The organism is Duganella sp. Root1480D1, assembly GCF_001427305.1.
GTDB lineage: Bacteria > Pseudomonadota > Gammaproteobacteria > Burkholderiales > Burkholderiaceae_D > Rugamonas.
This window is the reverse complement of sequence record NZ_LMFZ01000013.1, coordinates 1-13,824: the sequence shown is the minus strand read 5'-3', so window position 1 is coordinate 13,824 and position 13,824 is coordinate 1. Positions and strand designations below refer to the sequence as shown.

Sequence of the window (13,824 nt, the reverse complement as noted above, 5' to 3'; positions counted from 1 at the left end):
CCGGTTTCGCTCTCAGGAGCCCAGCTTTTCCAGCCGGTAACCGTAGCTGTACACCGGCACCAGGCGGAAGCCATTTTCCGGTTTCAACTGCAATTTATTGCGGACGCGGGAAACGTGGGTATCCATTGTCCGCGACGGGACTTCGGTTTCGCGGATCCAGACTGCCTCATGGATGTAGGCGCGCGACAGCGGGCGCCCAATGTTGCGGAAAAACAGCAGAGCCAGGTAGAACTCTTTGTGGGTGACGTCCAGCACTTGCCCGTCCATCAGCAAGCGGCCGGGACGGGTTTCGAAGACGTATTGGCCGAACTGCAACTGCTCGGCGCCGTTCTGGCTCGGGTAGGCCAGGCGCAGTTGCGCCTGGACGCGCGCCACCAATTCGGCACGGCGCAAGGGTTTCACCAGGTAGTCTTCGGCACCGACTGACAGGCCGGCCACGATATCGTCTTCGCCGGAACTGCTGGTCAGGAACATCACAGGGCCGTTTTCAGGCAGCTTTTCGCGGGCCTTGCGAATGACCTCGGCAGGATCCATATCGGTAACCTGCCAGTCAAGAATCAGCATGTCGACGCTGTCCTTGCGCATATTGGCCAGCAAGTCCTTGGCCGTCTGGTAGCCATGGCAGGCATGACCAGCAGAAGTCAGGACCTGGCAGATCAGGTCCGCCTGGCTTCGGTCAGCATCAAGGACAACGATTCTCATGGTTCTTTACAGCAAAATGTTAAGAAGCAGTCACACGAATATAACAGAGATTTACAAGAAATAGTTACCAATTTGATCAAAGATTGCTATGTGGCACTATTTCGCTTGTTGTCGTGCGAAGCTGTCTTCCCATCACACGGTACACTGCTTGGGCGGCTAGCACAATGGATCAGGTTTTATTTGCAAGTCGATTGGGGAGCGAAAACATGAAAAATGACTGGACTGTATTGCCCTCCACCGAGGCTGATATCGATGCGGTGCGCGAGCGTTGCCGGCGCCTCGTGCGGCGCCGCGCCGCCGTTTCAGCCGGGGTGGCGGCAGTGCCGATCCCCGGCATCGACGTGGTGTCGGACCTGCGCCTGTTCACCCAGTTGATCGATGACGTGAACCATGAATTCGGTTTGTCGCCGGCCCAGATCGACCGCATGCAGCCGAAATTGAAGCTGATTGCTTACGAGGCTGTCATCAGCCTGGGCGGGATGCTGGTGGGGAAAGTAGTCACGCGCGAGCTGGTCGCGACGGTGTTGAAGCGCAGCGCCGGCAAGATTGCAGCGAAACAGGCGGGCAAACTGGTGCCTATTGCCGGTCAAATTGCGTCAGCTACTATTGGTTTCTTTGCGTTTCGGCAGATTGGCTACCAGCACGTTGAGGCTTGTGCCAAGGTGGCTCGGCAGGTGCTGGTGGCGGGCCAGACCCGCTAAACAGGTCGATGTCTGCCGCGTGTTGGTGTCAGACCCTGAGGGTCTGACACCGGTTTACCGGTTTTAAGCATCCGGCAGAACCACGTTAACGTCGAGAACTTCCAGATTACCCTGGCGATCCAGCGAAATCTTGATATCGTCCGCCGACACCTTTGTGTACTTCGAAATCACGTCAACCAGCTCTTTGTGCAGCGCCGGCATGAAATCCGGACCTGCGCGGCCATTGCGCTCGCGCGCAATGATGATCTGCAAGCGCTCCTTCGCCGCACTGGCCGTTTTCGGCTTGTTCTGGAACAGGAATGAAAGCAGGGCCATTATTTAGCTCCAAAGATACGCTTCAGGAAACCAGGCTTTTCATAGTCGGTAAACTTCAGCTCAACTTCTTCGCCCAGGAAGCGCGCCACCACGTCGGTGTAGGCTTCGGCCACATCGGTTCCCTTGAAGTGGATTGCCGGGTTACCCTGGTTGGAAGCATGCAGCACTTGCTCCGACTCAGGGATGATGCCGATCAAAGGAATGCGCAGGATCTCTTGCACGTCTTCAAATGACAGCATCTCACCCGCTTCTACGCGCTTCGGCGAGTAACGGGTGATCAACAGGTGTTCCTTGACTGGTTCGCCGCCGGACAGCGCGCGGCGCGACTTGGCCTGGATGATGCCCAGGATGCGGTCCGAGTCACGTACCGACGATACTTCCGGGTTGGTCACGATCAGGGCTTCGTCGGCGAAGGTCAGCGCCATCAGGGCGCCGTGTTCGATACCGGCAGGCGAGTCGCAGATGATGTACTCGAAGTCCATCTTGATCAGCTCAGCAAGCACGGCTTCCACGCCGTCTTCGGTCAGCGCATCCTTGTCGCGGGTCTGGGAGGCCGGCAGGATGTACAGGTTCTCGCAGTGTTTGTCCTTGATCAGGGCCTGGTTCAGGGTTGCTTCTTTATGCACCACGTTGATCAGGTCATACACAACGCGTCGTTCGCAACCCATGATCAGGTCCAGGTTGCGCAGGCCGACGTCAAAATCGATGACGACGGTTTTGTGGCCGCGCATGGCGAGGCCGGTGGAGAAGCTGGCGCTGGAAGTCGTTTTGCCGACACCGCCCTTGCCGGACGTAACTACAATAATTCGTGCCACAAAGAATCCTTTACTGAACTGTTATTTTGCGGAATTGACAGATTGTATATCCAGACTCTCGCCGTTCAGCCGGATTTGTACCGGTTTGCGTGCGTTTTCGGTCGGGAAACCATCTTCAAAAGTACGATAAACACCTGCGATCGAGACCAGTTCCGGGCTCATCGACATAGCGAAAATACGGGCCGAAGCGTCGCCGGAGGCGCCCGCCAGGGCACGGCCATTCAAAGTGTTGTAAACGTGGATACTGCCATCCGCGATGATCTCGGCGCCGTTGTTGACGACGGCCATCACGATCAGGTCGCCGCCGCGCGCATAGATGCGCTGGCCAGCCCGGACCGGGGTGTCGATGATCATGGTACCGCTGAAAGCTGGTGCCGCCGGCGCCGCCACTGGGGCAGGAACCGGGGCCGGCGCGGGGGCCGGAGCTGGCGCAGGCTTGGCGGCGACCGGCGCTTCTTCGCGCTTGCCGCTGTCCAGTTGCAGTCCGTGTTGCTGGATTTCTTCCACCATGTCCGGCTTGGCGTTGCGCACAGCCACCGGGTTCAGGCGGTATTTTTTCAGGAGGGCGATGGTTGCCGCCCAGTCGATCCGTTCGCAGCCTGGCGCCAGGTCGCCGACGTCGATGACGGCCAGGTCGCCTTCGAAGAAGTCGGAAACGCCGCCAGTCATCTCATGCATGGCGGCGTCGAGGGCGACCAAATCGCTCGTGTACATGATGGCGGACACGGCGACGACGGTGGAAATCTTGATTTCGATAGGCTTTTGGAACGTGCTCTTCGGCATAACAAATCTAAAGTAACGGGCATGGCCCAGGCTGGGTGCATTGTACTTTGCTTAAGCTTGCTTGGGGAAGGTGAGCTCCAGTGTTTATGCGGCTTGCGAGCCCAAATGTTTCACAAATGGATCAAGATCCCATGGCTTGCGCCGCTCCGGATGCAAACGATAGAATTTGCAAAATAAATAACTCCCAGCGGACCAAGATGACCAATTCTCCATACGCCCCCCAAGTTCCGAAAGCAAGGACGCTCCGCAAGAAGCGGGGGTCTCCCGTCAAGGCGATAGTCCTGGGATTGCTGACCGATATCGGCGGAACCATGGCGACGAGTTTCTTGCTGAGCATTGTCTTCGCGGTGGTCTGGGCGAATCAAGGCATGAGTAATGAGCAAGTGGTGGCATTGATGAGCGATAGAGCGCTCAGCAATCCGTTTACGCTCACGGCAACCATCTTCGGTACAGTGTGCTCGTACCTGGGCGGATTCATCTGCGCCCGTATCGTGCGTAGGTCGGAGATACGCTACGGTGCGGTCCTGGCGGCCATCTCAGTGCTGGTCGGCTTTGCATTCTCGATCGGAGATTCGTCGCCAGCCCGCATCTCCGGTCTGGCCATCCTCAGCGTCGTGGTCGTCATGCTGGGCACCGCGCACGGACGCGCTATCAACCGTGGCTGAAACACCAGCCATGCATATCACGCTGGTGCAGTTGTCGATCGAGGAGCTGCGTGGCTTGGCGGCAGGAAAACCAGCAGGCCATTTTGCCGGCGCATCAGAAGGCGCCTTGCCGCCGCCACACGTTGCGGCACGCGCCTTGAGGCAAGTGGAGGAAGGCATGGCTGCATTCTGGTGCGTGCCTTTCCTGGTCGTTGCTGAAGCCGAAGGTACTGTCCTTGGTGGATGCACATTCAAAGGCACACCATCACATGGCGAGGTTGAGATCGCATATGGTGTCGCCAAGTCAGCACGAGGCCGCGGGGTTGCGACCGCTGCCGTCAGCCAGCTGGTGCAGCTGGCGGCAACGGATCGCTCGGTGTCGCGGGTTGTGGCGGAAATCCTTCCTGCCAACCTTGCCTCGTCCAAAGTCGTTTCACGCGTTGGCTTCACCGAGGGTGAAACCTTCGTCGACGCGGAAGGGGACAGCGTCGTGCGCTGGACTCTGCTTCTGGATTAGTTAAGTGACACTTCTGCGCGAAGTTTTTTCGCGGCGGCGACCATGTTTTGCAGGGCAGCGGCGGTCTCTGGCCAGGCGCGGGTTTTCAGGCCGCAGTCGGGGTTGACCCAGAGCTGTGCCGGCGGTACGACGCGGGCGGCTTTGCGCAGCAGGTCAGCCATTTCCTCGCTGCCGGGCACACGCGGTGAGTGGATGTCGTACACGCCGGGGCCAATCTCGTTCGGGTAGCGGAAGCTGGCGAAACCTCCCAGCAGCTCCATCGCGGAGCGGCTCGATTCGATCGTGATCACGTCGGCATCCAGGGCTGCAATCGCCGGCAGGATGTCGTTGAACTCGGCGTAGCACATATGGGTGTGGATCTGCGTAGCATCGCCGGCGACCGCGGCGCTGATGCGGAAGGCCTTACTTGCCCAGGCGAGATAGGCATCCCAACGGCTGCGGCGCAGTGGCAGGCCTTCACGCAAAGCCGGTTCATCGATCTGGATGATGGCGATGCCGGCGGCCTCAAGATCATGCACTTCATCGCGGATGGCGGCGGCGATTTGCTGCGCGGTATCGGCGCGCGGCTGGTCGTCGCGCACGAAAGACCATTGCAGGATCGTGACCGGACCGGTCAGCATGCCTTTCACCGGCTTGGCGGTCAGGCCTTGCGCATACCCGGCCCATTGCACAGTCATTGCTTGCGGGCGCTGTACGTCACCGTAAATGATTGGCGGCTTGACGCAGCGGGAACCGTAGGACTGCACCCAAGCGTTGCTGGTGAAGGTGAAGCCGTCGAGTTGCTCGCCGAAATATTCGACCATGTCGTTACGCTCGGCTTCGCCATGCACCAGCACATCCAGGCCAAGTTCTTCCTGTCGGCGGATGGCGTGTTCGATCTCCTCGCGCATCGCTTGCTGGTATTCCTGCTCGGCCAGCTCACCGCGCTTGAAGGCTGCGCGTGCAGCGCGGATTTGCGGCGTCTGCGGGAAGGAGCCGATGGTCGTGGTCGGGAACGCTGGCAACGCCAGGCGTTCGCGCTGCAACTGCTGGCGTTTTGCGAATGGCGAATTGCGACGCGAGCTCGACGCATCGGCAGCGAATGCGGCGATCCGCGCCGCGACTTCGGCCTTATGGACACGGCCGCTGGAACGGCGGCTGGCCAGCGCTGCGCGCGCTTCGGCAAAGCCCCGCGCCACCTGGCCCGATACTCTTTCATCGGCAGACAAGGCGGCTTTGAGCAAGGCCAGTTCGCCCAGCTTTTCTTCCGCGAAGGCCAGCCACGGCCGTACCTCCTCGTCCAGTGACGGTTCGCCAGCCAGGCTGTATGGCACGTGCAGCAAGGAGCAGGAAGTGGACAGCCAGACCGGGCCGCTGCGCTTGGCGAGCACCGGCAACAGCGTCGCCAGCGCGGCGTCGACGTCGGTACGCCAGATGTTGCGGCCATCGACGATGCCGATCGACAGCACCTTATGCGCGGGCAGCCAGTCTGCAACGCTGGTCAGTTCACTTGCCGCGCGCACGGCATCCACATGCAGGCCGGCAACTGGCAAACGGCAGGCCAGGCTGACGTTTTCTTCCAGTGGCGAGAAATAAGTGGCAACGATCAGTTGCGCGCCGGCCTGGTTGAGCAGCCAGTAAGCCGGTTCGAAAGCATTGCGCCAGGCGTTCGGCAAGTCGAGTCCCAGGATAGGCTCGTCAAGTTGCACCCAGTCGGCGCCGGCGGCGCGCAATTGCATCAGGAGCCGGCTGTATTGCGGCAGCAGGCGGTCGAGCAGGTCGAGGCGATTGAAGCCGGCGGCCGCGTCGCGCTCCTTGCCGAGCCAAAGGAAAGTCAGGGGACCGAGCAGGACTGCCTTGACTGGGTGCCCGGCGGCGCGCGCCTCGGCCACTTCATCCAGCAAGCGCTGGCTATGCAGCTCGAACGCGGTGGTCGCGTTGAACTCCGGCACCAGGTAGTGGTAGTTGGTGTCGAACCATTTGGTCATCTCCAGCGCCGCACCATTGTGGCCACAGCCGCACGCGTCCTGTGCACTGTCGCCGCGCGCCATGGCGAAGTAGCGCGCTAGCGGCGCGTCGCTGTCCGTGAAGCCAAAGCGTGCCGGTTCGCAACCGAATAGCTGGATATGGTTTGCCACATGGTCGTACAAGGCGAAGTCGCCGGCCGTCACGAAATCCAGGCCATGCTGGCGCTGGGTTGCCCAGTGCCGGGCACGGAGATTGCTCGCGGTTTCTTGCAGCACTGTTTCGGGCAGCTCGCCGCGCCAGAAGCGCTCCAAAGCGAACTTCAGCTCGCGTTGGGCACCGATGCGTGGAAAGCCAGGGACGTGGGTTTGTACGAGTTTCATTTTTGTCATGCTTAAGAAATATTGGTGAAGTACAGTTTGCGGCATGACGGCATATAATAAAAACGAAACTTTTTATGCATTAACTTGAAAACTTTTCATACATGCTCGAGATTCGTCACCTGCGCACGCTGTCTGCGCTCCGCTCCTCCGGTAGCCTGGTCAAGGCAGCCCAACTGCTGAACCTGACGCAGTCGGCTTTGTCGCATCAAATCAAGTTGCTGGAAGATCGCTACGGTACGCCGCTGTTTGAGCGTAAATCGATACCAATCGGCTTTACGGCCACTGGTGAGCGACTGCTGAAACTGGCCGATACCTTGCTGCCTGAAGTCGAGCGGGCAGAGCGCGACGTGCTGCGCCTGTCGCAAGGCGACACCGGCCAGTTGCGCGTGGCGCTTGAATGCCATACATGTTTCGATTGGCTGATGCCCGTGATGGATGCCTTCCGCACCCGTTGGCCGGAAGTGGAAATCGACCTGGTCTCCGGCTTCCACAGCGAACCGGCAGAACTGCTGTGCAATGGACACGCCGACCTGGTGATCGGTTCCGATTACAGTGCCGAGTACTCCACGTTCCCGCTGTTCCGCTTCGAGATCCTGACCGTGATGGCGCAAAAGCATCGCCTCGCCGCACAGCGCCGCCTGTCGGCCCAGGATTTTCAAGGCGAGACCCTGATTACCTACCCGGTGCCTGAAACGCGCATCGACCTGATCCGCGAAGTGCTGCGCCCGGCCGGCATCGAATTCCAGCGCCGCACCGCTGAACTCACGGTCGCCATTCTGCAACTGGTTGCAAGCCGGCGCGGTGTGGCGGCACTGCCGAATTGGGCGATCAAGAATTATGTGGACTACGACTACGTCATCGCTCGCCCCATCGGCGAGACGGGTTTGTGGAGCGACCTGTTTGTCTCCGTGCCGCCAGCCTTGCAGCACAAGGCTTTCGTGGCCGACTTCGTCAATGTGATACGCGAGCAATGCGCCGCTACGCTGGACGGTATCAAGTTATTGTCGTGACATCGCCAAGGGTTTTATGCAAAATGAAAGCAGCCTTGATGTTTATCAAACGTTTGTCAGGAATCGCGCACTAACATGAGAAGTCTTGCGGTATCTCAGCCATCGATCAACTGAAGGAGCATGGGCATGTACGCGTTCAACGACGAATTTTCCCGCGCCGCACAAGCGGCTTTTGACGCGCAACTTGCCAGCTTCGCCAGCATTTGTGACTGGCATCGCGATACCGCCTTGGCTTCTCTTGCTGCCATGACCGCAGCCTCCAACGAGTTCCTGGCCATCCAGCATCCACAAGACCTGCTGCAGGTGGCAACCGACCAGGGCAAGCACGCTATTGACCGTGCGCAAGCATATGGACGCGAGGCAACTGAAGTGGCTTTAAATAAGCCACTGTTCCGGTAGGCCATAGCTGGCCGCCGGCATGGCACTTAGCTAGAATGCATTGAAAGATTTTCATACCACTCCCGGAGAAGCAGAATGGATGATGTAGTAATTGTTGCAGCAGGCCGTACCGCAGTAGGCAAGTTCGGCGGTTCCTTGGCCAAGACCCCGGCAGCAGAGCTGGGCGCCCATGTCATCAAGGGCCTGTTGGCCCAGACCGGCATCGACCCTAACCTGGTCAGCGAAGTCATCATGGGCCAGGTACTGACCGCTGGCGTCGGCCAGAACCCGGCACGCCAAGCCGTGATCAAGTCCGGCCTGCCAAGCGCCATTCCGGGCTACACCATCAACAAGGTCTGCGGCAGCGGCCTGAAGGCAACCCACCTGGCGGCGCAAGCGATCAAGTGCGGCGACGCCAACATCATCATCGCCGGCGGCCAGGAAAACATGAGTGCCTCGCCACACGTGTTGAACGGCTCGCGCGACGGCTTCCGCATGGGAGACGTCAAGATGACCGACACCATGATCGTGGACGGCCTGTGGGATGTGTACAACCAGTACCACATGGGCATCACCGCCGAGAACGTCGCCAAGAAATACGATATCTCGCGCAGCCAGCAGGATGAATTCGCGCTGCAGTCGCAGCTGAAAGCGGAAGCCGCGCAAAAGGCCGGCAAGTTCAAGGACGAAATCCTGCCGCTGGAAATCGTGCAGAAGAAAGGCAGCATCTTCTTCGACCAGGACGAATACGTGAAGCCAGGCTCGACGCTGGAAGCGCTGTCCGGCCTGCGTCCAGCCTTCGACAAGGCAGGCACTGTCACCGCCGGCAATGCTTCCGGCATCAATGATGGCGCGGCAGCCGTGGTCATGATGTCCGCCAAGCAGGCCAAGGAACTGGGCCTGACGCCGCTGGCGCGCATCAAGGCCTACGCCTCGTCCGGCCTGGATCCTGCCTACATGGGCATGGGCCCGGTCACCGCCTCGCAACTGTGCCTGAAAAAGGCCGGCTGGTCGCCACAGGACCTGGACCTGATGGAAATCAATGAAGCGTTTGCCGCGCAAGCCTGCGCCGTGAACAAGGAAATGGGCTGGGACACCAGCAAGATCAACGTCAACGGCGGCGCGATTGCGATCGGCCACCCGATCGGCGCTTCCGGCGCCCGCATCCTGGTGACCCTGCTGCATGAAATGGTTCGCCGTGACGCTAAGAAGGGCCTGGCCTCGCTGTGCATCGGCGGCGGCATGGGCGTAGCACTGGCAGTTGAGAGGGAATGAGCTTTCGTTTAGATAAAAATAGGGGAACATTAAATGGCACGAGTTGCATTAGTAACGGGCGGCATGGGTGGTCTGGGCGAAGCGATCTGCATCAAGATGGTCGCACTGGGCTACAAAGTGGTAACCACGTATTCCCCGAGCAATAAGACGCATGAGTCGTGGCTGGCCACGATGAAGGACCAGGGCTATAACTTCAGCGCCTACCCTTGCGATGTGTCGGACTATGATTCGGCGGCAACCTGCATCGCAGCGATCGAGCGCGAAATCGGCCCGGTTGACGTGCTGGTGAATAACGCCGGTATCACGCGCGACATGACCTTCAAGAAAATGGACAAGGTCAATTGGGATGCCGTGATGAAGACCAACCTGGACTCCGTGTTCAACATGACCAAGCCGGTAACGGATGGCATGGTGGACCGTGGTTGGGGCCGCGTCATCAACATCTCCTCGGTGAACGGCCAGAAGGGCGCTTTCGGCCAGACTAACTACTCGGCGGCCAAGGCCGGCGTGCACGGCTTCACCAAGGCGCTGGCGCTGGAAGTGGCGCGCAAGGGCGTGACCGTCAACACCATTTCGCCAGGCTATATCGGCACCAAGATGGTGATGGAGATCCCGAAAGACGTGCTGGATTCGAAGATCATCCCGCAAATCCCGATGGCCCGCCTGGGCAAGCCGGAAGAAGTGGCAGGCCTGGTGGCCTACCTGGCTTCCGACGAAGCAGCGTTCCTGACCGGTGCCAACATCGCCATTAACGGCGGCCAGCACATGTCCTGATCGCAGTAAAGAGCAACGCAACACCCAAACGCCTACCGGCCCTCGTGCCGGTAGGCGTTTGTTCTTTGGAGGCCCTATGAAGAAACTGCTGCCCTTGCTGCTGCTGGCGGCCTGCAGCCGCGACATCCCGCAGGACAAGCTGCTCGACATCATGAACCAGCGCGCACCGCTGGTGGCGCATATCGGCCACGTGACCAAGGTCGACGTGTTGAGCACGGCCATGGCTGCTGCTGGCGGCCGCAGTTGTGAAGTGCGCCTGATGCACGTTTTCGGCAAAAAAGGCTCGACCTACGTCAGCTTCCTGCGCCGCGAAGAAGCAGGCGGCACCGAATCCGCCCTGACCTGGGCCGATGACCGTCAAGCCGCCAGCGGCAAGATGGGTGAGATGCTTTCGGAACACTGCAAGTAATTGACGGCTGAGGCTTGATAGCCCATTAATTCCGAGCTGCCATTTATGTTGAGTATTTTTGGGTTTGTCTTTCCCTAAAAATAAAATGGCCGCAATGTTTGAAAGAATGAGATATGTATTTCGAGATAAAAATACACCGATTATCACAATTGTTGCGTGCGGTCTAAAAAGATAAATCTTATTGAGTTGGTCGGTCGAATTAAATTGACAATAAAGAAAGCAGATGTGAGTATTCTTTCAATATTTCTTTTTGGAGGTTTTTTTTTGGCACTTTCAAAATATCTGAAACTGGCGGCTAGTTACGGCGCAATTCTTGCTGCTGGTTTAGCGATCGGGTGGGGAGCTCCACGCGTGTACCAGAAGTTGAAGCCTGCCTACAGCGAAGGGGACTACAGCGCTTATTACGCGGGCGTTGCCACCAACGTCATCGTGTACGGTACGCCGACATGCCCATATTGCGCAAAAACGCGGGCTTATTTGCGCGAACACAAAATTCAATATGCCGACATGGATATCACAAAGAACGAAAAGGCCAAGAGCGATTTTGCGAAACTTGGTTCGGTTGCCGTTCCCGTTATTCTGGTCGGCACCCGTCGCATTGATGGGTTCAACTCGACAGCCCTGCGTGATGCTCTCGAAGTAGCAGGACATCCAATTTCGCGCTGACCTCGCAGTCGGTTTGCGACGCCCGGACATACTTGAGTATGTGGCCCAGGCGCGGGGGATGGCCCGCCTTGGGTATGACCAGCCATTCGATTTTAGGAGACGCTATGAACAAGAAGCTCGCTACATTTCTTTTCGCCATCGGACTCGGCGTAACTGCCGGACCGGCTCTCGCAAGTTGCATGTATTACTGCTCTGCTAACTATAATAATTGCATGCACCTCGGCAAACCGGCCGAACAGTGTGAGGCTGCGCGAGAAGCGTGCGAGGACGCCTGCGGTTGTCAGGAAGAATGCTGCAACCCAGGATCGTGCCGTCCGATGTACGACGATTAATCCTTTTTACGGCCCGGTTTTCAGATTGAGTTAATTTAATACTCGACAAGTCATGTATGCGTCTTATACATGACTTTCAACAGGCATCTGGACCTGATGCACGGCCTGCCCATCCGATGTAGAACTATCTCGTTTGACGCGCTCCAGGTAACAAGTGATTGACGCTTGCTACCCAGCTCACATATCGTTCTCTCTCAACAATAATTCATTGGGGGACAACGATGCAATTCTGGACGATGAACTACTGGGCCGTCCTGCTGGCGGCCGTTTCGAGCTTCATGTTGGGCGGGCTGTGGTACTCGCAGGCCCTGTTCGGCAAGATCTGGAATGACGAAAACGGAGGCGTCAAGCATGATGGCCATCCCGCCAAGGTCTTCGGCGTGGCTTTCGTCTTCTCCCTGCTGGCGGCCTTCGCTTTTGCCCGCTGGGTCGGACCGGCGCCGTCGCTGGAATACGCAATCAAGCACGCCTTACTGGCCGGCTTCGGCATGGTGGCAGCCTGCTTCGGCATCAACTACCAGTTCGCCCAGCGCAGCTTCAAGCTGCTGCTGATCGATGGCGGCTACCACACGGCGCAATTCCTGGTGTTCGGGCTGATCCTCGGCCTGTGGCACTAGGCCGAGCCCGCAACGGAAATAAATATAGCGCTAAACCCTCAGCTCGATGAGCTAATCCACCGTGTGCAGCAAAGGTCTTTCTGCCAAAGTTCACCCCAGCCGCGAAGCCGTGGTGGAAATTCTGGTGCGTTTGCAAAAATTAAAACTGCTTAGGCATTACGCTCATGAACGTTGCTCGGATTGAGAGAAAGCTTTTCGTTGTCAGCGATGTGGTTGGCGTATCCGCATACGACTTCAACTTCGATTTGCACTTTGCATGCGATCACCCCTACCAGATCGAGGGCGAGTTCCCATGTATTCTGAGGGTTGGTCCCATCAAGGATTATCCAGCCGAATTCAAGGAAAAGTTGGAAATGGGATTGCGCCTCGTGAACTCGCCAGAAGAGCACTCGCGTGCCAGTGAACTCGAACACTGGTACCCCTACCTCGAAGGGCTCACACCACGAACACAGATCTTTGACGAATTGCCTCGTGTAGAAGAAATCGAGAGCAGCTTCCAGTGGCCAATCTTCATGAAAGGCTCAAGGCAGACCAGCAAGCACAACCCTGACTTATCGATCATTCAAAGCCGGGAGCACTATGCATTGGCCTCAGAGAAGTATCGCAACGATCCAATTCTCCACTGGCAGAAACCTGTCATTCGCGAATTTGTTCCATTGATGCCGGTGGCTGGCAGCGTCCCGGGTAAGGTCAATCCATCGGTTGAATTTCGATCGTTCTGGTGGCACGGCAAGTGTGTTGGCTGGGGCCGGTACTGGTATCAGCTTCCGCCATATCAATGTGCCGATGTCGAGGCAGGCTTGGCTGTCGCAAAGCAGGCCGCAGATCGTCTAGCGGTTCCGTTCCTCGTCGTGGACTTCGCAAAAACCGCCGATGGCCGCTGGATCGTAATTGAGTGCAATGATGCGCAGGAATCAGGCTATGCCGGCACCCCACCTCAGGCGCTTTGGCAGCAGATCCTGGCCCAAGTGGTTGACTAACCCCAGGTCGCACGGCCCTTGTTTTTGGTCTGAATTTGAGCGTTTTGTTGGTGCGGAGCGCTTCGGCAAGTTTGTTACGACAGTGAGAGGTCAGGCGCGGGTCGAGAATCGGCTCATGTACTGGCAAGAAGCTTTGCTGCGGGAGTTTTGCGCAACAAGCGAGCTGCCTGTGCCCTAGAACCTCACTGGCCGAACTGTACTCGTCTTATAGAGGATTTCCAGGAAGATGAATTGACGAGAGAAATCCAATCAGTCCGCAAGCAAACGACCAAGCCAAAGCAGAGATAGCGCCCAAAATTTTGCTCTATGGACAAACTTGGTTTGTCGATTTGGCCGTTAGTCATTCGTCGTCATTGCTGACGGAGCTACCATCTACAACAGGAGATCACGATGACTCATACCATTACCGCATTTGAACGTTCGCCCGATGGCGGCATGGGGCTGGCTCGCGATACGCGCGTTCGCTGGGCGTTTGAGGAAGTAGTCCGGTCTGAATAATTCAAATTCCGTTGGCGCGTAGCCGGCATGGTGCGAAGGCCAAGGCAGCGCATTCGCGGGCTTGATCCCATCCAGGCCACA

General features: G+C 58.1%; 16 protein-coding genes and 1 pseudogene. 12 read left to right on the top strand and 5 right to left on the bottom strand.

Features of this window, described 5'->3' with window-relative positions; translation table 11 throughout:
• Positions 1-12 precede the first annotated feature (12 nt).
• Entirely contained in the window at positions 13-702 is a 690-nt protein-coding gene (locus tag ASD58_RS15810) for a response regulator transcription factor (protein ID WP_057262138.1), read from the bottom strand.
• Between the two features lie 206 nt (positions 703-908).
• Between ASD58_RS15810 and ASD58_RS15805 the strand changes: the two genes are divergently transcribed.
• Positions 909-1,403, top strand: coding sequence for a hypothetical protein (locus tag ASD58_RS15805; protein WP_057262137.1), 495 nt, complete (start codon positions 909-911; stop codon positions 1,401-1,403).
• Positions 1,404-1,466: 63 nt separating this feature from the next.
• Here the strand turns inward: ASD58_RS15805 and minE are convergent, their stop codons facing one another.
• Genes minE through minC form a run of 3 tightly spaced genes read right to left on the bottom strand, consistent with a single transcriptional unit; the run spans position 1,467 to position 3,316 of the window.
• Positions 1,467-1,718, bottom strand: coding sequence for a cell division topological specificity factor MinE (minE, locus tag ASD58_RS15800; RefSeq protein ID WP_055927094.1), 252 nt, complete (start codon positions 1,716-1,718; stop codon positions 1,467-1,469).
• Positions 1,718-2,533 (bottom strand): septum site-determining protein MinD, encoded by an 816-nt coding sequence (gene minD, locus ASD58_RS15795; RefSeq protein WP_057262136.1) that lies wholly within the window; start codon positions 2,531-2,533, stop codon positions 1,718-1,720. The genes minE and minD overlap by 1 nt, the downstream gene beginning before the upstream one ends.
• Positions 2,534-2,554: 21 nt before the next feature.
• Positions 2,555-3,316, bottom strand: a complete 762-nt coding sequence (minC, locus tag ASD58_RS15790) for a septum site-determining protein MinC (protein ID WP_057262135.1) — start codon at positions 3,314-3,316, stop codon at positions 2,555-2,557.
• Between the two features lie 287 nt (positions 3,317-3,603).
• On the opposite strand from minC, the gene ASD58_RS15785 reads away from it, so the two are divergent.
• Both ASD58_RS15785 and ASD58_RS15780 read left to right on the top strand, forming a co-directional pair.
• Entirely contained in the window at positions 3,604-3,981 is a 378-nt protein-coding gene (locus ASD58_RS15785) for a hypothetical protein (RefSeq protein ID WP_229210000.1), read from the top strand.
• Positions 3,982-3,991: 10 nt separating this feature from the next.
• The gene (locus tag ASD58_RS15780; RefSeq protein WP_057262133.1) at positions 3,992-4,477 is read left to right on the top strand and encodes a GNAT family N-acetyltransferase; all 486 of its coding nucleotides are present in this window, start codon (positions 3,992-3,994) and stop codon (positions 4,475-4,477) included.
• On the opposite strand, the gene metE is transcribed toward ASD58_RS15780, so the two are convergent.
• Positions 4,474-6,804, bottom strand: coding sequence for a 5-methyltetrahydropteroyltriglutamate--homocysteine S-methyltransferase (gene metE, locus ASD58_RS15775; protein ID WP_057262132.1), 2,331 nt, complete (start codon positions 6,802-6,804; stop codon positions 4,474-4,476). The two genes, ASD58_RS15780 and metE, sit on opposite strands and share 4 nt — an antisense overlap.
• A 101-nt stretch (positions 6,805-6,905) precedes the next feature.
• Between metE and ASD58_RS15770 the strand changes: the two genes are divergently transcribed.
• From ASD58_RS15770 to ASD58_RS31270, 9 genes and pseudogenes are all read left to right on the top strand, one after another.
• On the top strand, positions 6,906-7,814 hold the full coding sequence (locus tag ASD58_RS15770) for a LysR family transcriptional regulator (RefSeq protein WP_057262131.1): 909 nt from the start codon (positions 6,906-6,908) through the stop codon (positions 7,812-7,814).
• 126 nt (positions 7,815-7,940) lie between these two features.
• Entirely contained in the window at positions 7,941-8,213 is a 273-nt protein-coding gene (locus ASD58_RS15765; RefSeq protein ID WP_162253023.1) for a hypothetical protein, read from the top strand.
• Between the two features lie 75 nt (positions 8,214-8,288).
• The gene (locus ASD58_RS15760) at positions 8,289-9,467 is read left to right on the top strand and encodes an acetyl-CoA C-acetyltransferase (RefSeq protein ID WP_057262129.1); all 1,179 of its coding nucleotides are present in this window, start codon (positions 8,289-8,291) and stop codon (positions 9,465-9,467) included.
• Between the two features lie 33 nt (positions 9,468-9,500).
• Positions 9,501-10,241, top strand: coding sequence for an acetoacetyl-CoA reductase (gene phbB, locus ASD58_RS15755; protein WP_057262128.1), 741 nt, complete (start codon positions 9,501-9,503; stop codon positions 10,239-10,241).
• 76 nt (positions 10,242-10,317) lie between these two features.
• Positions 10,318-10,650 carry a hypothetical protein gene (locus tag ASD58_RS15750; protein ID WP_057262127.1) on the top strand — a complete coding sequence of 111 codons (333 nt, stop codon included), beginning with the start codon at positions 10,318-10,320 and terminating at the stop codon, positions 10,648-10,650.
• 225 nt (positions 10,651-10,875) lie between these two features.
• Positions 10,876-11,316: a glutaredoxin family protein gene (locus ASD58_RS15745; RefSeq protein WP_229209999.1), complete on the top strand. Its 441-nt coding sequence runs from the start codon at positions 10,876-10,878 to the stop codon at positions 11,314-11,316.
• 553 nt (positions 11,317-11,869) lie between these two features.
• A complete protein-coding gene (locus ASD58_RS15740) occupies positions 11,870-12,265 on the top strand; it encodes a DUF1761 domain-containing protein (RefSeq protein WP_082565441.1) in 396 nt (131 codons plus the stop codon).
• Between the two features lie 164 nt (positions 12,266-12,429).
• A complete protein-coding gene (locus ASD58_RS15735) occupies positions 12,430-13,245 on the top strand; it encodes an ATP-grasp domain-containing protein (RefSeq protein ID WP_057262124.1) in 816 nt (271 codons plus the stop codon).
• 390 nt (positions 13,246-13,635) lie between these two features.
• A pseudogene (locus ASD58_RS31270) lies at positions 13,636-13,728 on the top strand (glutathione S-transferase family protein); the annotation flags it as partial.
• Positions 13,729-13,824: the final 96 nt, after the last annotated feature.

Bases quoted from the DNA above. Each gene is read 5' to 3' on its own strand.
- ASD58_RS15750 (WP_057262127.1), top strand. From the start codon at position 10,318: ATGAAGAAACTGCTGCCCTTGCTGCTGCTGGCGGCCTGCAGCCGCGAC.
- minC (WP_057262135.1), bottom strand. From the start codon at position 3,316: ATGCCGAAGAGCACGTTCCAAAAGCCTATCGAAATCAAGATTTCCACC.
- phbB (WP_057262128.1), top strand. From the start codon at position 9,501: ATGGCACGAGTTGCATTAGTAACGGGCGGCATGGGTGGTCTGGGCGAA.
- ASD58_RS15805 (WP_057262137.1), top strand. From the start codon at position 909: ATGAAAAATGACTGGACTGTATTGCCCTCCACCGAGGCTGATATCGAT.
- ASD58_RS15760 (WP_057262129.1), top strand. From the start codon at position 8,289: ATGGATGATGTAGTAATTGTTGCAGCAGGCCGTACCGCAGTAGGCAAG.
- ASD58_RS15740 (WP_082565441.1), top strand. From the start codon at position 11,870: ATGCAATTCTGGACGATGAACTACTGGGCCGTCCTGCTGGCGGCCGTT.
- ASD58_RS15770 (WP_057262131.1), top strand. From the start codon at position 6,906: ATGCTCGAGATTCGTCACCTGCGCACGCTGTCTGCGCTCCGCTCCTCC.
- ASD58_RS15780 (WP_057262133.1), top strand. From the start codon at position 3,992: ATGCATATCACGCTGGTGCAGTTGTCGATCGAGGAGCTGCGTGGCTTG.
- ASD58_RS15810 (WP_057262138.1), bottom strand. From the start codon at position 702: ATGAGAATCGTTGTCCTTGATGCTGACCGAAGCCAGGCGGACCTGATC.
- ASD58_RS15765 (WP_162253023.1), top strand. From the start codon at position 7,941: ATGTACGCGTTCAACGACGAATTTTCCCGCGCCGCACAAGCGGCTTTT.
- minE (WP_055927094.1), bottom strand. From the start codon at position 1,718: ATGGCCCTGCTTTCATTCCTGTTCCAGAACAAGCCGAAAACGGCCAGT.
- ASD58_RS15735 (WP_057262124.1), top strand. From the start codon at position 12,430: ATGAACGTTGCTCGGATTGAGAGAAAGCTTTTCGTTGTCAGCGATGTG.
- metE (WP_057262132.1), bottom strand. From the start codon at position 6,804: ATGAAACTCGTACAAACCCACGTCCCTGGCTTTCCACGCATCGGTGCC.